Origin of the sequence: Paenibacillus beijingensis (assembly GCF_000961095.1) — a bacterium.
GTDB classification, from domain to species: Bacteria; Bacillota; Bacilli; order Paenibacillales; family Paenibacillaceae; genus Paenibacillus_O; species Paenibacillus_O beijingensis.
In genome coordinates, this window is record NZ_CP011058.1 from 3271761 (window position 1) to 3291454 (window position 19694).

The window sequence follows — 19694 nt, forward strand, 5'->3', positions numbered from 1 at the left end:
TCAGCGGCGGGACTAGGGGGAATTAACGTATGAGCGGGCGTTTGACGACTCATGTATTGGATACGGCGCACGGCAAGCCGGCCGGCGGCATGAAGCTGCAGCTGTGGAAGCTGGCGGAAGGTTCCGCGCCCGAGCTGCTCGGCGAAGCGCGCACGAACGACGACGGCCGGCTGGAGGCGCCGCTGCTGCAGGCGGAAACGATGGTTCCTGGCGGGTACGAGCTTGTGTTTTTCGCGGGCGATTATTTCCGGGAACTGGCAGCCGCTGCCGGAGTGCCGGCACTCGATTTTCTGGATCTCATTCCGGTGCGCTTCAACATTAGCGAGCCCGGCCAGCATTACCATGTGCCGCTGCTCGTCGCTCCCGGCGGCTACAGCACGTACCGCGGAAGCTAGTCTTTGTTGAACACTCATCGCATCGCGCAAGCGAATTTTGATGAATGGCGGCGGAAACGAGGTCTTCATTGCCGCCGTGCCTGAAACCGAATAACGAGTGAAGCAGGTATTATTCGTTGTTTTTATAAATGCGGTGATAAGATAGCGGAGCGGCTGGTTTGGAGCTGTAGAAGCGACAGCGTTCGTTTTTGTCCCCGGATTCTAACCCTGTTAAGGGTTTATAGAATCTGAGAATCCGGGGACGGAGGCGATCGGAAGCCCAAACCAGCCGCGCAGCGTGGCCTCATTCACCGAACTTTTAAAAATCCGAGTTAGCTGCGAAAGGAGAGCACCTTATGTCAGAGCGGTTTGATACGATCATACGCGGCGGGCTCGTCGTTCTGGAAGGCCGGGATGAGCCGGTTAAGCTCGATATCGGCATCAAAGACGGCAAAATCGCCGAACTGGCTCCGCGCTTGGAAGGAGAAAGCGCGTCCGAGCTGAATGCGGAAGGAAAAATCGTGCTCCCGGGCGGCATCGATATGCACGTTCATTTCAACGAGCCGGGCATGAGCCACTGGGAAGGATTCCCTACCGGCTCGGCGTCGCTTGCGGCGGGAGGTTTTACCGCTTACGCGGATATGCCGCTGAACGGGCTGCCGCCTACTGTCGATATTCCCGCACTGAATATGAAAGCGGAGCTCGCCGCCGGGCGTTCGGCGGTGGATTACGCGTTCTGGGGCGGCCTCGTGCCGGGCAAGCTCGATCAGCTCGAGGCTTTGGCGGAAGCCGGCGTGATCGCCTTTAAGGCGTTTATGTCCAGTCCCGGAGGCGAAGGCGAAGGCCGGTTCACCGAGGTGGACGAACTGACGCTTTACCGGGGGATGGAGCGGATCGCTTCCTTCGGCGGCATTCTTGCGCTGCATGCCGAGAACGATGCGCTCACTTCGCTGCTGGCGCAGGAGGCGATTGCCGCGGGCCGGACGGGCGCCCTCGATTATGCGGCGTCAAGGCCGCCGGTGGCGGAGCTCGAGGCGGTCAACCGCGCGCTCTTTTATGCGCAGCAGACCGGATGCAAGCTGCATTTTGTCCATATCAGCACTCCGGAAGCGATCGACCTGATCGATTCCGCGAAAAAAAGCGGCATGGACGTGACGAACGAGACGTGCCCTCATTATTTGATCTTGACGGAGAAGGATATGGAGCGGCTTGGGCCTGTTGCCAAATGCGCGCCGCCGCTGCGCGATTCCGACCGGGTTGAAGCGATGTGGGAGCGGCTGGCGGCCGGCAAGATCGACATGGTCACCTCCGATCATTCCCCTTGCACGACGGAGCTGAAGGACCCGACCGGGAAAACGTTTTTCGACAGCTGGGGCGGCATTTCTGGCGCTCAAAGCTCGCTGGAGCTGCTGTTCCACGAAGGCGTCAACCGGCGCAAGCTTCCGGTGGGACTGCTCGCGCGGGTATTCTCGGAAGGACCGGCGCGCCGTTTCGGCCTTTACCCGGCCAAAGGCGCGATCGCGAAAGGATTCGACGCCGATCTGGCGATTATCGATCCGAATGAAAGCTATATGCTGACTGCGGAGCGGCTGCTGTACCGGAACCGCCACAGCCCGTACACGGGCATGGAATTTTCGTGCCGGGTAAGTGCGACGCTCTGCAGGGGACAGCTTGTATATACAGCCGAAGACGGAATCGTGAAAGCTGCGGGCGGCGCCCGCCTTTCCGTTAAGCCGGGCAAGGCGTTGAAAGTATAAGGAGGCAGATACAGTGCGGACGGAGAACGCAAAGTCGGCTTCGGCCGTAATGATGAAGCTGCTGGAGGAAATGGCGCTGTTCAGCGCGGATGCGGAACGTGCAGACGGAGGCGCGGGTGCTGTTTCTAAAGCGGCTGAAGGCAAAGATCCGGGCAGCCGGGAGACAGACTCGGCCGTACATGCGGCATCCGGCGGGACGTCGTCCACGGGATTGGTGTCCGGAGGGAACAAGCCCCAAAGTCCGGTCGTTACAACCGGACAGGCGCCCGCCGGCAGCGGTCCAAACGAAGAACGCGGCCGCGGCGTAACGCGGCTGCTCTACACCGGAGCCTGGCGCGAGGCGCAGCATTATTTGGCCGAGCGGATGCGCGAATTCGGGCTGACGGCAAGGTTCGACCGGGTCGGCAATTTGTACGGTCGGCTGCAGGGGACGGATCCCGCAAGCAAGGTGATCCTGACCGGCTCGCACATCGATACGGTACGTTCCGGCGGCCATTACGACGGGGCGTACGGCATCGCGGCCGGTATTGCGGCGCTCGTATCGCTTAAGGAGCGGTTCGGTCCGCCGCGGCGGACGCTTGAGGTCGTGTCGCTGTGCGAGGAGGAAGGGAGCCGCTTTCCGCTCTCTTACTGGGGCTCGGGCAATGCGACCGGCGTCTACGACTTGCGCAGCGCGGCGACCTATGCCGATCCGGACGGCGTCACGATGCAGGCGGCGATGGAAGCGTCCGGTTTCGGAGCGGACGCGCAGCCGGACCCGCTGCGGGACGATTTGGAAGCGTTCGTGGAGGCGCATATCGAGCAGGGCGTCATTCTCGAGCGCACCGGCGAGCGGATCGGCATCGTGAGCGCGATTGTCGGCCAGCGGCGTTATACGCTTACGCTGGAGGGAGAAGCGAACCATGCGGGTACGACCCCGATGACGATGCGCCAGGATGCGCTCGCCGGTACGGCCGAGATGATGCTGGCGGCCGAAACGGAAGCGCTCCGCCACGGCGAACCGCTCGTCGCTACGATCGGGCGCTTGAACGTAAAGCCGAACACGCCGAACGTCGTGCCGGGAGCTGTCAGCTTTACACTCGATGTCCGGCATTCGGACGAAGCGGAGCTGTCGGCCTTTTGCGAGCTTCTGCTCGGCCAGTTCGAAGCGATCGCCGCGAAGCGGTCGCTGAAGCTTACTTGCGATTTATGGATGAATGCCAAACCCGCTCCGATGGACGAAGAGCTGTCGGGCCGGCTTCAGAGCATTTGCGCAGCGAAAGGCATGGCGCACCGCACGATGGTAAGCGGCGCCGGACACGATGCGCAGCTGTTCAGCGCCGTATGCCCGACCGCAATGCTGTTCGTGCCGAGCCGACGGGGCATCAGCCATTCCCCGGACGAATATTCGTCGCCGGAAGCGCTGGCGGACGGACTCGGCGTTTTGACGGAGTTACTATATCAACTGGCTTATGAGGAGCGATAAGAATGAAACGATTCGGTGATCTGGCCCCGTCGCTGCGGACCATTATGACACCTGGGCCGGTGGAGGTCGATCCGCGCGTGCTGCGGGCGATGTCCTTTCCGATTTTGGGGCAATTCGACCCCGAATTTACGGCCATCATGAATGAAACGATGGAGATGCTCAGAGAGCTTTTTCAGACGAAAAATAAATGGGCGTTTCCCGTCGACGGCACATCCCGTTCCGGGATTGAGGCGGTGCTGACGGGACTGATCGAGCCCGGAGACAAAGTGCTCATTCCGATCTACGGCCGCTTCGGCTATCTGCTGCAGGAAATCGCCCAGCGGTGCGGCGCCGAAGTCGTGACGATAACGAAGCCTTGGGGATCCGTATTCGAGCCGGCCGAGGTTATCGAGGCGCTTGATCTGCATCAACCGGATCTGCTCGCGATCGTGCACGGGGAAACGTCGACCGGCCGCGTGCAGCCGCTCGCCGAAATCGGCAAGGCGTGCCGCCAGCGCGACATTCTGATCGCGGTCGACGCGGTTGCGACGATCGGCGGCGTGCCGGTTGAGACGGATGCATGGTGCCTGGATGCGGTGATCGGCGGCGCGCAAAAGTGTCTGTCCGTACCGTCCGGCATGGCTCCGGTCACGTACAATGAACGCGTCGAGCGCAAGTTGCTGGCGCGCAAACGGGTGGAAGCCGGTCTTCAAAGCGGCACGGAAGTTCCTGATGAGAACAGGCGGCCGATCATTCAGAGCAACTATCTGGATTTGAGCCAGCTCCAGGATTACTGGGGACCGCAGCGGCTTAATCACCATACGGAAATGACATCGATGCTGTACGCGCTCCGCGAAGGTCTGCGGCTTGTGCTGGAAGAAGGACTGGAGGAGCGGTTCGCCCGCCACCGCCTGCACGAGAAGGCGCTTGTGGCCGGACTTGCGGCAATGGGTCTCGACTTTTACGGTGACGAAAGCTGCAAGCTGACCGTCGTCACTTGCATTGCCATACCGGAGGGCATCGACGGGGAGTCGGTCCGTTCCATGCTGCTCGACCGCTTCGGCATTGAAATCGCCAGCTCGTTCGGGCCGCTTAAAGGTAAAATATGGAGAATCGGAACGATGGGCTTTAGCTGCAACCAGAAAAATGTTCTTCATCTGCTCGGCGCACTGGAGGCGGTATTGATCCGCCACGGGCATTCGCTGCCCGCCGGAGCTGCGCTGCAGGCGGCATTGGAGATTTACGAAGGAGGATAGCCCGAAATGCAAAATATTATGCCGACAGGTCTTCATGCAATGGTAACGTCGCCTCATTACTTGGCTTCTCATGTCGGGAGTCTCATTTTGAAGCGGGGCGGCAGCGCCTTCGACGCGGCGGTAGCCGTCAGCGCCGCTTTGGGAGTCGTATATCCCCATATGACCGGGCTAGGCGGGGACGCATTTTTTATGCTGTATGACGCCAAGGAAGGAACGCTTCACGGGTATAACGGCAGCGGCCGTTCGGGACGGCAGCTGCGTCCGGAAATTTATACGTCTGCCGGTGAAACCGCGATTCCGCTTCGCGGCATCCGCAGCGCGATTACCGTACCGGGCATGGTGGATACTTGGTGGGAAGTGTGGCGCCGCGGCGGAAAGCTGCCTTGGGAGGAACTGCTGGAGCCTGCGGCAGAATATGCGGAGAAGGGCTTCCCGATCTCGCGCAACCTGCACTACTGGATGATCAAGAACGAAACGGATTTGCGGGCTTGCGCACCGCTTGAAAGCATCTATTTTGCCGATGGGAAATTGCTAAGCGAGGGCGACCGCCTGCTTCAGCCGGATCTTGCGCGCGCGCTGCGAGAGCTGCAAACCGGAGGACGGGACGCTTTCTATAAAGGCAGCATTATGAAGCGTATTATAGCGGGCATGCAGGCGGACGGCGGGCTGCTGACGGAAGAGGATTTCACGACTCACAGCGGCGAATGGGTGAAGCCGGTCTCGGTCACTTACCGGGGCTACGAAATCCATCAGATGCCGCCCAACTCGCAAGGCTTCACGGCGCTCATGATGATGAACATTCTGGAAAATGAAGACCTGTCGCAAATTCCGCGCAATTCGGCCGCCTTTTACCACCTCATTGTGGAAACGGTGAAAAAAGCGTTCCGCGACCGCGACCGGTATTTGACCGATCCGGATTTTGCGCACATTCCGCTCGAGCGGCTGCTGTCGAAATCGTATGCCAAGCATTTGTACGACGAGATCGACCAGCAGTTTCCGCGTCCGGCATCGTTCCTTTCCTCGGCAATGGGGCAGGACACCGCGTATGCGGCCGTTACGGATGAGGAAGGCAATGCGGTCTCGTTTATCCAGAGCCTTTATTTTGACTTCGGCTCCGCTTATAGCCCTGGCGATTCAGGCATCATTATGCAAAACCGCGGCTCGTTCTTTTCGCTTAATACGTCGGATCCCAACGTGCTCGCACCCGGCAAACGTTCCTTTCATACGCTGATGCCGGGCATGATTACGCGCGGCGGCAAGCCATATGCGCTGGTGGGAACCCAAGGCGGGGAAGGCCAGCCGCAAACGACGCTGTCGGTCTTAACCGGCCTGCTCGATTACGGCTGCACGATCCAGGAAGCGCTGGCGCTGCCAAGATGGGTGTACGGCCGGACATGGGGAGAAGACAGCGACGCCATTAAGCTGGAAAACCGCGACATGCTGGATATCGCCGCCCAGCTTCGCGAATGGGGTCATGAAGTGGAGCTGGTTGGCGCCTGGGACGGCATAATGGGCCAGTCGCAGGGCATCGTCATCGGCGAAAATGGCGTCATCAGCGGCGCGGCCGATCCGCGCGGAGACGGAATGGCTATCGGCTGGTAGCGCATATTCCGGTAGGCTCCAACTTTGGAGCGCTTCTTCCGCAGGATATCTTTACCTGCACGAGCGAAAAACCGGATTTTCAAGCAGGAGTCTGCAGCTTGCGGCTGCAGATCCTCCTTCTGAAAATCGCGGTTTTTTTTGTTTTTTTCCGGCTGCTAACCGTCCCTTGGATCCGCCATCCAAAAATGAAAAAGCAGTCGAGGATCCCATTAAAGGGGCACGCCGCTGATCGAGCGAAAGCGGGAGGAACAACACGGGATCGAAAAGTAATTCGAAATTTCGACAACTCGGTAGAAAGCAGTCTGCGCCGAGTCCCACTGACGGGGGTGTTCGAAGGAACAAGCGCTAACGGCTGCCAAAGACGTTAATCGTGCTCAAATGCCCTTTTGCAAAATGTAACGGCTGCGAGAGAGCTTATTTGCTGCTTTCCGCCCAAACAGGGCTATTCTTGCATCCAATAGCTGCGCTCAGCTCCGTTAGATTTTCAAATGGGTCATTTTCTTCAAATTAAAGGCTGTGGCAGCCGTTAGGAAATAACCCGGCATCCATCGGCGGCTCCTAGGTCGGCCCCGCATTTTTCGCCAATAAACATCGGGTATTAATAATATTGACCGCTCCACACCCTCCGGACGAATTTACAAAGAGGTACACAAGCACTTCCGACATTTACAAAAACTTATCTCCACGTTACCTTTTCGAAAATAAAGCCACTCTATAATCCCAAGTAGCAAGTGATCTGGACGTCTAGACGACTTTTGTGACACTGCCTTCAAGACAAAGGAGGAATTCCGGGTGAACAACCCCCAAGCGATGCCGGCGGGGAAAGAGATCGACGCGTGCCGCGGCTGTCGCTATTCGTTTTCGCTGCAGGAAAAAGGTTTTGTCGAGCTTGATTTGAAAGCGAGCAGCGCCAGCGACTGGCGAGAGAAGGACCGCGAATCGGCTTTCGTGCGGCTGTACGTTAACGGCGTCTATAATCAGGATATCATCCTCTTTTACGGAAACGCCCCGTTCGTTTACCAGCGCATGCTCGGCTGCTTTGAAGCCGGAGAGTACGAATTGTACGCCGAGTTCCGCGACCGCGAATCGGCTCCGCTCGTAACGTCCGCCCGCATCGAGCGGATCGATGTGCGCTGCGTGCCCGCCGAAAGCCCGCTTGCGTCCGTTTACCGCCATACGCCGCTTGTGTACGGCCGCAATTTGACCCATCCGTATGAAAGCCGGTTTACGGATACGCCGCTGCTGCTCTTTTATTCGCTTACGGAGAGCGGCGGACGGACGGTCATCGAATACCAGATGATGTTCAGCCATGAGGACGAGGGGACGCCCGGACCGTTGCTGATGAGCAAATGGGGCAGAACGACGGATATCGAATGGATGTACCGGGTCGAGCTGGACAGCGACGGGCAGCTGCTGCATGCCGAGTACCAGGGTCCGCATCACGTGACGACGCCTTTCCGGGGAGGATACGAGCTGGGCGGTCATCCCGTGCTGCAGGCGGCGACCGGAAACGGCAATTTTACGGACGAGGTGCGCTCCGGCTATTGTTATCTGCTTCCGCCTCTGTACCGCTGGCAGCCGCAGCGCGAGCCGCGCGAACGAGTGATGGATCACTATCCGTTTGCCTATCAGGTCACGAATTGGGAGATGCAGCGCCAGTACGAACTGGAGCAGCCGTGCAATCCGGAATCGTTCGCGCTAGCCGATCAGCGCTCGTATTTGTTCGTGCAGACGTCCAAGCATCCGTCATCCGATCACCACTCGCATCATACGGGATTGGTCGACCATTTACAGGATGCGTGCTTAGATATCCAGGTGCGCCTTGAGGGATCTGACGTATGGTACTCTTCCAGCTTTCACGATCTTCGTTTGCAAGAGTTTCGGGCGGCGTATCAAGGACCGTACAGCCATTTCGCGACGACGGTGAAGCTTCCGAAGCCGGGTGCGCTGCAGGACGTTGCCGAAATCCGCGCGGTGCTGCTGCCGGATGGGGCGGAGCGGATGACGGTTTCCGGTTTGAAAGCATTTATGCTTGGAGACGACTATCTTCCGCTGCCGGGAATCGAAAGCGGCGTTACAATCGAGCTGACCCGGGAGGAGCCTAATGGTGTAATATGGAAAAGAGAGGAGGGCGAGTTGTGAGCCGGAAGCTGCTCGCGGCATTAGGGAAGGTAGACCGCAGCTGCACGCAAAGCCATATTACCTATACGTTCCATATCGAAGAGCCGGCAGATCAGCTGCGGATCGAATTTTCCTATTCTCCGAAGCTGCTTGAAGATAAGCAAGCCGCGCGGGAAATCATTACAGTGAGCATGGAGCGGTACGGTTACGAGAGGGCGGACAGCGGCGGGGGTGGCTGGGAAAAATACGCGCCGCTGCAAAATTTGCTGACGCTGTCGCTGGACGACCCGCAGCGCCACCGCGGAGCGGCCCACCGTCCCGCGCCGCAGCAGCGGCATGTAATCGGCGAAGGCTTTGCCTCGCCGGGTTTTGTTCCGGGTGCGAATCCGGCGGGGCTGTGGCGGCTGACGCTCAGCCTGCATGCGGTTGTGACGGAGACGTGCGACTACCGGATCGAAGTATGGGAGGAGGAAGAGAGCGATGAAGACGTGGGTTCCGTGTGAGCTGCACACACATACGTTTCACAGCGACGGCAGGCAATCGCTGGACGAGCTGGCCGCGAGCGCGAGCTGGATGGGCCTTGCCTTCATAGCGCTGACCGACCATAACACGCAGTCCGGACTTGTCGACCGGGAGAGGGTCGAGCGGGAAAGCGGAATTCAAATTGTGCCGGGCATGGAATGGACGACCTTCTACGGTCATATGCTGACGATCGGCGTGCACGAGTTCGTTGACTGGCGGGCGTTCGGTCCCGGGGATCTCCACCGCGGAATTGCACACGTTCACCGCCAGGGAGGCGTTGCCGGCATCGCCCATCCGTTTCGCATCGGCAGCCCGATCTGCACCGGATGCTTCTGGGAGTTTGCCGTCAATGACTGGAACGATCTCGATTTTATCGAAGTATGGTCCACACTGATGCCGACTGTCAAGCGCGACAGCCGGAGGGCGTTCGGGCTGTGGACGGAGCTGCTGGACAAAGGCCACCGCCTGACGGCGACCAGCGGACGGGACTGGCATGAAACGAAGCCGGACGATGCCCCGGCAGCCGTCACGTATTTGGGCTTCGACGGTAAACCTGGAGACGATATCGCCGCTCAGGCGGCGGGCGCTCTGCGCAGCGGTTCGGCGGTCGTTACGATGGGGCCGCTGCTTACTTTTTCGGCGGTAAATCCCGGTTCGGGTAAGGTTTGCTCCATTGGAGAGCAGCTGGAGCTGAGTGATAGCGGTACAGCCGGCAACCGTACAATCGAGTTCGAAATGAAGCTGGACTTGGACACTCGTCGCGAGCATTACCGGCTTGAGCCGCAGACGCTTCGTCTTGTGCTCACCGGAGGTACCGGGGTCCTGCACGAGCTCCGGGTCCCGGCTTCCTCCGAAGAGTTTACTTTGAGCGTTGAAGTGCCGCCGGGATGCGGATGGATTCGCGCAGAGCTTTACGGCTGCCTGGCGGGAGCCGTTACGATGATCGCTTTTACAAATCCGGTCTTTTGTGTCGAACGTTAGTCAGGGTGCGGCCATTTGAACGAATCAATAAGACGCCATGCCGCAGGCGAAAGGGTGAAACGTTTCAACCGTGTCATCTAAACTGGACTCCATCAAATTGAACATCGAAAATTATATTCGAGACAACCGTATCCGTCCCGGGGACAAGCTCCCTTCCGAAACTTCTTTGGCCCAGCATTTTCATGTGAGCCGCACGACGGTTCGGGGAGCGATACGCAAGCTGCAATCCGAAGGCAAGCTGTTCGTCAAGCATGGCAGCGGCACGTATATCACGCGCCCGCTGCCAACGATTCCGAGCTCGCTGGACCGGTTGTACAGCATCGGCGATATGATCCGGACGGCCGGTCTTCAGGAGGACGAACAGCTCGAATATATCGTCACGCAGTTATGCCCGCCCGAAATCGCGGAGCGGATGGGGCTGAAACAGGGCGAGGAGATCGTGGTGCTGGAGCGGACGCGCATGGCAGACGGCGAAGCGGTTGCGCATTCCATCAATTACATGCCGCAAGCAATCGCCGGCGCGATTATCGAGAACGGATCATTCTCGGGCTCGCTGTTCAACCATTTGGAGGAAAAAGCCGGTATCCGCATCGTAGGCTCGAATTCCGAGCTGACCGTGCCGCCCCCTTCCGATCCGATCTGCAAACGGCTGCTGCAGCAGCCTCAATCGACCGTGCTGCTGCTGAAGCAGCTTCATTACGATGAAATAAACCGGCAGGTGCTTTATTCGCTTGACTATGTCCGCAGCGATATTTTCACCTTCTGGATTAAGCGTACGCGGTGACCGCCGCCTGCTCATTTAACCCGGGAACCTGCACGATCCGCATAAAATCCGCTCCCGCAGCGCACAATGATCTTCAGCCGGCTATTTGTTAAGCCGCTGGGGAGGTGCATATGGATGAGCAAGCAGCAGGGACATGCCGTTAAAAACACCCAAACGAAAACGTCCGACAAGAAGGGCAATTCCAAGGGCAATAATCACTGATTCGCTCTTCAGTCCACGATGCACGGCAATTGCGGTCCGTTATACTCACGTTGAAGGGTGGGCTTAAAATAATGTCTTCAAGCAAAAATCATCAAGAAGCGCACGGAATCGGCCAGATCGAGGAGCAGCTGAATAAGCAGGCGGCCGCCGCCGCTTCCATTCAGGGACAAAACGAAATCGACGCCGAAGTGCTTCGCAAAGCGCACCAAAGCAGCAGCGAGTTGGACGAGATTATTGAATCGTGACCTATAGCGGAAATTCGCGCCATATGAAAACTAAAGGCTGTCCCAACGGGGCAGCCTTTTTGACTTATTGACGTATGTTCTAGTCGCAGGTTTAGGACATGAATATAGGTCAATAACTGTCTTGCGACAGGAAAATGCTTGTATAATAAGCAGTGAAGAGTCTAAAGGGGACAACGCAGTACACTATGTTTATCAACCAGTATTGGTTATGATAATCTTGATGAAATACTTCAAAAATAAGGAAGTGTTAAACAATGAATTTCGAAATGGTTATGCAGGAGCTTGAAACTCTCGGCAAGGAACGAACTAAGAAAATTTACGTTTCCAATGGCGCGCACGAACCGCTCTTTGGTGTGGCTACAGGCGAAATGAAGCCCATCGCTAAGAATATTAAAAAAAATCAACCTTTGGCTGAGCAGCTTTACAACACGGGGAATTATGACGCAATGTACTTTGCCGGCGTAATTGCAGATCCAAAAACAATGACTGATGCGGATTTTGAGCGTTGGATAGATGCCGCTTATTTTTATATGCTGTCAGATTATGTAGTGGCAGTAACCTTGGCAGAAACAGATATTGCGCAAGAAGTTGCTGATAAATGGATCGCAAGCAGCGAAGAGCTGAGAATGTCAGCGGGCTGGAGTTGTTACTGCTGGCTTTTGGGAAATCGACCGGACGGAGAATTTTCCGAAAGCAAACTTACCAATATGCTTGAAATTGTAGAAAATACGATTCATGATTCTCCCGAAAGAGCTAAATACGCTATGAATAATTTCATTTACACAGTGGGGGTATCCTATTTGCCTCTCCATGATAAGGCGGTCGAGACCGCAAAGGCAGTAGGTCCAGTAGAAGTCAAACGGGATAAGACAAAAAGCAAGTTTCTACTCGCTTCCGAAAACATTCAAAAGGCAGTAGATAAAGGACAACTTGGTTTCAAACGTAAATATGTAAGGTGTTAAACTGTAAATGTCCCGGAGCACAAATACGCCCTCCCGACTTCCTACTGGAAGCGAGAGGGCTGAAAAGTTTGCCGCGCAGCGGCTCCTTGTTCACTAGTATTCCCGTTCGTAATCCACCACGTTGCGCGCCGGCCGGCCCGTAGCTGCGTATGCCTTCAGGTTCTCCAGCAAAATTTCCCCCGCCCGCTCGGCATACCGGTCCGAATTGCCGCCGATATGCGGCGTGATGATTACATTATCCATCTCCCACAGGGGATGCTCCTTGGGCAGCGGCTCGGGATCGGTAACGTCAAGGCCGGCGCCGGCGATGACGCCTTCGCGCAGCGCCGTTACGAGCGTTTCCGTATCGGCCGAAGGCCCTCGTCCAATATTAATAAAATAGGCGCTCCGTTTCATTAGCGCGAAGCGTTCCTCGTTAAACAGCTTTTCCGTTTCGCGTGTGTAAGGAAGAATGTTCACAACGTAATCGCACTGCGGCAGCACGTCATTCAAACGGTCGATCGTGAACGTCTCGTCCATATATTCGGCGGGCTTGTCCGAACGGCGTACGCCAAGCGTCTTCATGCCGAACGCCTTGAGGAGACGGCCCAGCTCCGTGCCGATTTCGCCCGCCCCGATAATGCCGGCCGTCTTGTCCTTCAGTTCCCCGTATTGGGACTGAGGCTCCCAGTTGTGCTTGCTTTGGTTGCGGACGGCAGTATGCAGGCCGCGGGCAAACGAGAGCATGAACCCGATCGTTAGCTCCGACATCGGAACGCCGTGAATGCCGCTTGCCGTCGTGAGCAGCACGCCTTTTTGCGCCAGCTTCTCCAGCGGCATTTTATCGACGCCGGCCGAGTACGACTGCAGCCAGCGAAGCTTCGACTCCGGCTTTAACCCCTCCGCTTCAACGGCCGGACTCCAGCCGCATACGACTTCGGCTTCCCAGAACAGCGCGTCGTCCAGCTCCTTGGGGCGCCCGAACACCACTTTCCAGTCCGGAACCGTCTTCCGTACGGCTTCCTTTTGTTCCTCCGATAAACCGAACATGCACACTAACGTACGCATCGAATCCTCTCCTTTTCGCCAGCTCCATGGTGGATATCTCTCTCTTCCTTATTGTACCAGAAGGCGCAAGTCGAAGCATGGCTCCGGTATGGGCTGTTCAATTCGGGCCGGTTTGTTGTACCTGGGCAGTCCGCTTTCAGCTCGTTCACGCTTAAGATTTTCATAGGCACAAAGTGTATTTATTCCATTTACCCCCTCTGGAAACCTCTATACAATAACGCTGAAGCGAATCCGTATCACGGAGGTGTCATATGGGCAAGGTTGTGCATGTCATTTCCCACACGCATTGGGATCGTGAATGGTATATGCCGTATGAAAAACATCATGTGCGATTGATTGCATTGGTCGATGAACTGCTCGATGTTCTGGAACGGGATCCAGAATTCCGCAGCTTTCATCTGGATGGTCAGACGATTATGTTGGACGATTATTTGCAGGTTCGACCCGAGCGAAAGGAGGAGCTTGAGCGGTATATTCGCGAAGGTCGGATTCGTATCGGTCCCTGGTACATTTTGCAGGATGAGTTTTTGACCAGCGCGGAAGCGAATGTGCGCAACCTTCTGGTCGGCCGGCAGGATGCAAAGCCTTACGGCAGATGGACGAAGATCGGTTACTTTCCCGATTCCTTCGGCAATATCGGTCAAGCGCCGCAATTAGTCGCGCAGGCGGGCATGGAGGCGGCGGTATTCGGACGAGGTGTGAAGCCGACGGGATTCAACAACAGTGTGCAGCAATCGGACAGCTATGAATCGCCGTATTCGGAGATGATCTGGGAGTCCCCTGACGGTACAAGGGTTCTCGGCATACTGTTTGCGAATTGGTACCATAACGGGATGGAAATTCCGGTACAGGACGAAGAGGCCGCGCGTTATTGGAAAGAACGGATAGCGGCAGCCGAGCAATATGCATCGACGCCGCATTTGCTGCTGATGAACGGCTGCGACCATCAGCCTGTTCAGACCGATGTGTCTGAAGCGCTGGCGACGGCTCGCCGGCTTTACCCGGATACCGAATTCGTTCATTCCAACTTTGAAGACTATGTCCGGCATGTCCAATCACAGTTACCCGATACGCTCAACGTCATCAACGGGGAGCTGCGCAGCTTGAGAAGCGACGGCTGGTATACGTTAGTCAACACAGCTTCAAGCCATGTTGACCTGAAGCAGCGTAATGCAACCGGCCAGACCTTGCTGGAGAAGGTCGCGGAGCCGATCGCCGCCTTTGCTTCCATGCAGGGAGAAGCTTACCCGCATCATTTGTTTACGTATGCCTGGAAGACACTCATGCAGAATCATCCGCATGACAGTATTTGCTGCTGCAGCGTCGATGAGGTCCACATGGAGATGATTACCCGGTTCGAGAAGAGCCGTCAGGTGACCGAAGCCATCATTGATGAGCATGCGGAGAAATTGGCTGCACGTGTGAATACCTCCTGCTTTGCCCGCTATGAGAAAGCGCTGCCGTTTGTTGCTTTTAATACGTCGGGGTGGCCCAAGCAAAGCAGAATCACGGTTGATCTTGAAGTGGAGCGTGCGCTCCTTTCTGCAGGAAAAGCGGCCGAATTGATCGAGAAGCTTTCCAGCCTGCCGTTAAGCTCAGGATGCGTCGTAACCGAAACAGGTGAAGCGCTGGAAGCGTCGACGGAGGATCTTGGAGTCCGCTTTGCTTACAAGCTGCCGAACGATCGTTTCCGGGAGCCCTATTACGCGCGAATTATCCGTGTGTCGTTTATGTCCGACCCAATACCGGCACTTGGGTATTGCACGTACGCATGGGTGCCGGAAGTGAAATCTGCGGAAACCGCTGCCACATCGCTTGTTACAAGCCCGCATTCCATGGAAAATGAATGGTTGAGCGTCAGAATAGAGGACAATGGAACGCTGACTCTCCATGACAAGCATTCGCAGCAGACCTATACGGGGCTCGGCTGGTTTGAGGATACGGGCGATAACGGCAATGAATATGTTTATGTCAAGCCGCAAGGAGAAGCTGCTCTTACAACGAAGAGACTTGAGATGTCTTCCTGCGAATTAGTCGAGGAAAGCTGCGGATCGGCAACCTTCGAAATCGTTCATCAGTGGAAAATTCCCAGCGAAGCGAATCCGTTGCTTCAGAACGAAATCGAAGCCATGGTACCCATAATGGAACGGAAAGCGAAGCGAAGCCATACGACCGTTCCGCTAATTATTCGCACGAGAGTGACGCTGGAGAGAGGAGCGAGGCTGCTGAAGCTATCCGTCAGCTTCAATAATAAGGCGAAGGATCATCGGCTGCGTATTTGTTTCCCGACATCGATCATCGCCGATACCCATTATGCCGAATCCGTATTCGAAATTGCGGAACGGAACAATGAACCCTACCCGGAATGGGTCAATCCCAGTTATTGCCATCATCAGCAAACGTTCGCCGGAATCGATTCGGATACAGCCGGCTTTATGGTTTCATCCGAAGGTTTGCACGAATACGAAGTATTGCGCGACGGCCAAAATACGATCGCCGTCACGCTATTGCGGTCCGTTGGCGAATTGGGGGATTGGGGCGTGTTTCCGACGCCGGATTCCCAATGTTTGGACTGGCATTCGGCAACATTAACCATCATTCCGTATTCCGGCCGCTTAAGCCGAATCGACGCGGCATCCGAAGCGTATCGGCAAAGCATTCCTCTCGTCGTTCGACAAACCGAAGTTCATTCCCGGGAGCTTCCGCCGACTCATTCCTGGTTTCATTGGGAAGGGGAAGGCATGCTGCTGACAACTGTAAAAGCAAGCGCGGAAACGGGCGATCTGGTTGCCCGTTGGTTCAATGCTTCACGCCGGCATACGGTATTGGCGATCGATTCACCTGCACCCGGAGACGGGGTTTGGTACAAAAGCAATATTATGGAGGAACGTCTGCAGCAATTGGATCATACGGCCGGCAACCCGATTCATATTCCGGTTCGTCCTGCCGAGATCGTGACCCTGGTTTATGCACAACCGAAGTGAAAGGCGCTGACAAAGGGGAAAGACAGATGAAAAAAGTCCATTTGGTAGGCAATGCGCACTTGGATCCGGTCTGGTTATGGGAATGGGAAGAAGGGGCGGCGGAAGCGATCTCCACGTTCCGAATTGCCGCGGATTTCTGCGAGTCTCATGACGCATTCGTATTTAACCATAACGAAGTCACGCTATATAAATGGGTGGAAGAATATGAACCAAGCCTGTTCGAACGAATCCGAAAGCTGGTGCAAGCCGGAAAATGGCACATTATGGGCGGGTGGTTTCTGCAGCCGGATTGCAACATGCCGAGCGGGGAATCGTTTGTCCGGCAAATTTTGACCGGATACCGGTATTTTAGCCAGAAATTCGGCGTTGAGCCCAAGACGGCGATTAACTTCGACCCTTTCGGGCATACGCGGGGACTGGTTCAGATTTTAAGCAAATCCGGCTTCGATTCCTATATATTCTGCAGGCCCTTTCCCGAGGATATTTCCCTGCCTGCGGAAAATTTCGTCTGGGTCGGTTACGATGGCTCGGAAATTATGGCGCATCGCAGCTTTGACATGTACATGTCCCATCGAGGAATGGCGCGGGATAAGGTTGAGCGGTTTCTGACGGCGGAAGCGTATCAGACGCTAAACACAGGTCTCGTCCTATGGGGGATCGGCAACCATGGGGGCGGACCGTCCAGGCTCGACCTGGAACGGCTGAACGAATTGATCGCGGATCAGCGCAAGCTCGGTGTAGAAGTGCTCCATTCGACTCCGGAGGCCTATTTTGCCGAACTGAACAAGGACATTCTGCCCCGCCATGCAGGTGACTTGAACTCGTGGGCTCCAGGCTGCTATACATCCCAGATACGCCTGAAGCAGAAGCACCGCCTGCTGGAGAACGAATACTACATGACCGAAAAGATGTGTTCCGCCGCAGCCGTGCAAAGTCTGATGCAGTATCCGTCCGATGAGCTTTACGAGGCGCTTTGCGATCTGATGAACGCGGAATTCCACGATATTTTGCCGGGCAGTTCGATTCAACCGGTGGAGGAAACGTCCATTCGCCTCATGGATCACGGACTGGAGATTTTGTCGCGGATCAAAGCGCGGGCGTTCTTCGCTTTGGCCGCCGGTCAGCGGCAGGCGGAAGAGGGGAACATTCCGGTATTCGTCTATAATCCTCATCCGTATGAAGTGGAAGGCATCGTGGAATGCGAGTTTCAATTGGCCGATCAGAACCGCAAGGGCGGTTTTTATTTTCCCTTCGTCTACCAGGAGGGGGAGCGGATCCCATGCCAGGTGGAGAAGGAGCTCAGCAACCACTGGATCGATTGGCGCAAACGTTCCGTATTCCGGGCACAGCTGAAGCCGGGACAAATGAACCGTTTCGATTGCCGGATGGTGCTGCTGGAGGAAAAGCCGAAATCGGGACTGAAAGAAGTCGGCGGCTATTATACGGTGACGACAGGCGATCTCGAGGTATCCATCAATGCTTCGACCGGATGGATGGACCGATTCGTGGTGAACGGCTGCAACTATGTGGGAAGCAGCGCCTGCTGCGCGCTGGTGATGCGGGACAACGACGACCCGTGGGGCATGACGGTCAAGAAATTCGCCGAGGAGATCGGGGAATTCAGCCTGATGAACGCGGAAGAGGGAACGGAATATTCCGGCGTGACCGCAGGCACGCTCTCATCGGTCAGGGTAATCGAAGACGGAGAAGTCCGTACCGTCATTGAAGCGCTTTTCCGTTACGGAAATTCATTTCTTTGCCAAACCTACAAAATCCCGAAAAAAGGGACCGAGGTCGAAGTTCAGCTCAGGGTGCAGTGGAATGAGAAATCGAAGTTTCTGAAGTGGTCTTTGCCGACCACGCTTCATGAAAGCACGTACAAGGGGCAGGTCGCTTACGGCGTGGAAACGTTTCCGGCCGACCGGACCGAAGTCGCAGCCCAGAAGTGGACGGGCGTGTTCGACGCTTCGGACGAACGAGCGTTCACGTGCGTGAACGACGGGGTTTACGGATCCGATTGCGAGAGGGGTCACATTCGCGTGTCGCTGCTCCGTTCGCCTTCCTATTCGGGGCATCCGTGCGAAGACAGGCCGGGCGAAGATTTGCCGATCACGAAGCAGGACCGGTTCACTCCGAGAATCGACCAGGGGGAACGCATCTTTACGTTTTGGCTCAATGCCGGAGCTGCGGCCGACAGGGCGCAGTCGATCGATCGGGAGGCGCTGGCGCATAACGAAAAGCCGTTTGCGCTGTCCTTCTTTCCATCCGGAGCGGGTCTGGCGCCCATGCCGCTGGCCGAATTGTCGGATGCATCGGTACTGCTTACGGCGTTTAAGCGGTCGGAAGAGCATGCGGATGAATATGTGATCCGTTTGTTCAATCCAACGGACAAGGAGCGGAACACCGTTTTGGCGCTCCCATTCGTTTGTGTCGAAAAAGATGTTCTGCTGAAACCGTACGAAATTCGGACCTTAGTTTGCAATATTGCATACGGTATCATCAAGGAAGCAGATCTGAAAGAGAGAACTATTCCGGATTGAAAGATTAAAATAGCTAATTTTTCATGAAACTATGTGACAGGCTTTAATAGGATGCAAAAGAAAACGTTGTGGAAAATGGGATAACGGCATGGGTCGGAGAATATGATTTTAAAGTCGGCAGGGGAGCTCACAAGATCAAAAAATCTTGTGAGCTTTTTATTTGAATGATACAGAAACATGCAAGCGTTAGACTCTTGCAGCCGAAAGCTTTTATCGAACGCTGAAAAAAATAAAACTATGGTCAAATCCGCGCTTTCATAGAAGCAGGCGTCGATTTCATCGTCTAGAACACGGGAGGATGCGACGCTCTGCTGGTCGAATACGATCATCTGCTGCACGATGATCCAGACTGGAGCCGTGATGCGTCATGGTTCGCGAAGCGAGTGATCGACATTAGCGACCTGCTTGTTCGGTACGTTATGGAGCCGCAAAATACCGATGAAGGGGATCCTGCAGTGAATCAAGTGGCAGCTGAATCCGATAGCGGACCTGTCCGCATTACTTATCAGGATTCGTACCATCTCCGCTACGTCATGCATGCTTCCGATGCTCCGCGCCGTCTGATGCGCAGAATTAGCGGCGTGGAATTTATCGAGATGAAGGAGGCGGATCGCTGCTGCGGTTCCGCGGGAATGTACAATTTGACGCAGCCGGAAATGGTCGGGCAAATACTTGAGCATAAGATGGAGCATGCCCGATCGACCATTTGGTAGACTTTCTTCATGAACGAATGCGGACAAACAGATCGACGTGAATTTGGATGAGCAGTGCACGATTGTCACTCTCCATAGAGACCCTTGCTTAGGTAAGGGTTTTTCGTGCATCAGCCTATTCATATACAGTCATCGCTGCAGCTTCAGCCTTAAGATTTTCA

The 19694-nt window shown here is 55.9% G+C and carries 16 protein-coding genes; 15 read left to right on the forward strand and 1 reads right to left on the reverse strand.

Going from position 1 to position 19694, the window contains the following annotated elements; genetic code table 11:
* Window positions 1–29 precede the first annotated feature (29 nt).
* The 12 genes from uraH to VN24_RS14820 all read left to right on the forward strand — a co-directional run bounded on the left by uraH (window position 30) and on the right by VN24_RS14820 (window position 12249).
* Complete coding sequence (uraH, locus tag VN24_RS14770; protein WP_045671016.1) at window positions 30–395, forward strand: hydroxyisourate hydrolase; 366 nt, start codon at window positions 30–32, stop codon at window positions 393–395.
* A 335-nt stretch (window positions 396–730) separates the two neighbouring features.
* Complete coding sequence (allB, locus tag VN24_RS14775) at window positions 731–2131, forward strand: allantoinase AllB (protein WP_045671017.1); 1401 nt, start codon at window positions 731–733, stop codon at window positions 2129–2131.
* A gap of 13 nt (window positions 2132–2144) precedes the next feature.
* Entirely contained in the window at window positions 2145–3596 is a 1452-nt protein-coding gene (gene allC / locus VN24_RS14780) for an allantoate deiminase (RefSeq protein WP_052702970.1), read from the forward strand.
* A 2-nt stretch (window positions 3597–3598) separates the two neighbouring features.
* Window positions 3599–4831, forward strand: coding sequence for a pyridoxal-phosphate-dependent aminotransferase family protein (locus tag VN24_RS14785; protein ID WP_045671018.1), 1233 nt, complete (start codon window positions 3599–3601; stop codon window positions 4829–4831).
* A 6-nt stretch (window positions 4832–4837) separates the two neighbouring features.
* The gene (gene ggt / locus VN24_RS14790) at window positions 4838–6433 is read left to right on the forward strand and encodes a gamma-glutamyltransferase (RefSeq protein ID WP_045671019.1); all 1596 of its coding nucleotides are present in this window, start codon (window positions 4838–4840) and stop codon (window positions 6431–6433) included.
* Window positions 6434–6531: 98 nt separating this feature from the next.
* Window positions 6532–6801, forward strand: a complete 270-nt coding sequence (locus tag VN24_RS14795) for a hypothetical protein (RefSeq protein WP_045671020.1) — start codon at window positions 6532–6534, stop codon at window positions 6799–6801.
* Between the two features lie 424 nt (window positions 6802–7225).
* Window positions 7226–8575 carry a hypothetical protein gene (locus VN24_RS14800; RefSeq protein WP_052702971.1) on the forward strand — a complete coding sequence of 450 codons (1350 nt, stop codon included), beginning with the start codon at window positions 7226–7228 and terminating at the stop codon, window positions 8573–8575.
* Window positions 8572–9057 (forward strand): hypothetical protein, encoded by a 486-nt coding sequence (locus tag VN24_RS14805; protein ID WP_238590699.1) that lies wholly within the window; start codon window positions 8572–8574, stop codon window positions 9055–9057. The genes VN24_RS14800 and VN24_RS14805 overlap by 4 nt, the downstream gene beginning before the upstream one ends.
* A complete protein-coding gene (locus VN24_RS14810) occupies window positions 9035–10057 on the forward strand; it encodes a CehA/McbA family metallohydrolase (RefSeq protein ID WP_045671022.1) in 1023 nt (340 codons plus the stop codon). The genes VN24_RS14805 and VN24_RS14810 overlap by 23 nt, the downstream gene beginning before the upstream one ends.
* 70 nt (window positions 10058–10127) lie before the next feature.
* The gene (locus VN24_RS14815) at window positions 10128–10841 is read left to right on the forward strand and encodes a GntR family transcriptional regulator (protein WP_045671023.1); all 714 of its coding nucleotides are present in this window, start codon (window positions 10128–10130) and stop codon (window positions 10839–10841) included.
* A gap of 272 nt (window positions 10842–11113) precedes the next feature.
* The gene (locus VN24_RS27840) at window positions 11114–11287 is read left to right on the forward strand and encodes a hypothetical protein (RefSeq protein WP_169751047.1); all 174 of its coding nucleotides are present in this window, start codon (window positions 11114–11116) and stop codon (window positions 11285–11287) included.
* A gap of 254 nt (window positions 11288–11541) precedes the next feature.
* Window positions 11542–12249 (forward strand): DNA alkylation repair protein, encoded by a 708-nt coding sequence (locus tag VN24_RS14820; protein WP_045671024.1) that lies wholly within the window; start codon window positions 11542–11544, stop codon window positions 12247–12249.
* Window positions 12250–12342: 93 nt separating this feature from the next.
* Here VN24_RS14820 and VN24_RS14825 read toward each other — a convergent pair whose 3' ends face one another.
* Window positions 12343–13296 carry a D-2-hydroxyacid dehydrogenase gene (locus VN24_RS14825; protein WP_045671025.1) on the reverse strand — a complete coding sequence of 318 codons (954 nt, stop codon included), beginning with the start codon at window positions 13294–13296 and terminating at the stop codon, window positions 12343–12345.
* Window positions 13297–13547: 251 nt separating this feature from the next.
* On the opposite strand from VN24_RS14825, the gene VN24_RS14830 reads away from it, so the two are divergent.
* From VN24_RS14830 to VN24_RS28215, 3 genes are all read left to right on the forward strand, one after another.
* Window positions 13548–16280, forward strand: coding sequence for an alpha-mannosidase (locus VN24_RS14830; protein ID WP_045671026.1), 2733 nt, complete (start codon window positions 13548–13550; stop codon window positions 16278–16280).
* Between the two features lie 26 nt (window positions 16281–16306).
* Window positions 16307–18820 (forward strand): glycoside hydrolase family 38 N-terminal domain-containing protein, encoded by a 2514-nt coding sequence (locus VN24_RS14835; protein ID WP_045671027.1) that lies wholly within the window; start codon window positions 16307–16309, stop codon window positions 18818–18820.
* Between the two features lie 455 nt (window positions 18821–19275).
* Complete coding sequence (locus VN24_RS28215; RefSeq protein WP_238590700.1) at window positions 19276–19533, forward strand: heterodisulfide reductase-related iron-sulfur binding cluster; 258 nt, start codon at window positions 19276–19278, stop codon at window positions 19531–19533.
* Window positions 19534–19694 lie beyond the last annotated feature (161 nt).

Excerpts from the sequence above, each read along its gene's own strand:
- uraH (WP_045671016.1), top strand. The coding sequence starts at position 30 with ATGAGCGGGCGTTTGACGACTCATGTATTGGATACGGCGCACGGCAAG.
- allB (WP_045671017.1), top strand. The coding sequence starts at position 731 with ATGTCAGAGCGGTTTGATACGATCATACGCGGCGGGCTCGTCGTTCTG.
- VN24_RS14785 (WP_045671018.1), top strand. The coding sequence starts at position 3,599 with ATGAAACGATTCGGTGATCTGGCCCCGTCGCTGCGGACCATTATGACA.
- ggt (WP_045671019.1), top strand. The coding sequence starts at position 4,838 with ATGCAAAATATTATGCCGACAGGTCTTCATGCAATGGTAACGTCGCCT.
- VN24_RS14810 (WP_045671022.1), top strand. The coding sequence starts at position 9,035 with ATGAAGACGTGGGTTCCGTGTGAGCTGCACACACATACGTTTCACAGC.
- VN24_RS27840 (WP_169751047.1), top strand. The coding sequence starts at position 11,114 with ATGTCTTCAAGCAAAAATCATCAAGAAGCGCACGGAATCGGCCAGATC.
- VN24_RS14820 (WP_045671024.1), top strand. The coding sequence starts at position 11,542 with ATGAATTTCGAAATGGTTATGCAGGAGCTTGAAACTCTCGGCAAGGAA.
- VN24_RS14825 (WP_045671025.1), bottom strand. The coding sequence starts at position 13,296 with ATGCGTACGTTAGTGTGCATGTTCGGTTTATCGGAGGAACAAAAGGAA.
- VN24_RS14830 (WP_045671026.1), top strand. The coding sequence starts at position 13,548 with ATGGGCAAGGTTGTGCATGTCATTTCCCACACGCATTGGGATCGTGAA.
- VN24_RS14835 (WP_045671027.1), top strand. The coding sequence starts at position 16,307 with ATGAAAAAAGTCCATTTGGTAGGCAATGCGCACTTGGATCCGGTCTGG.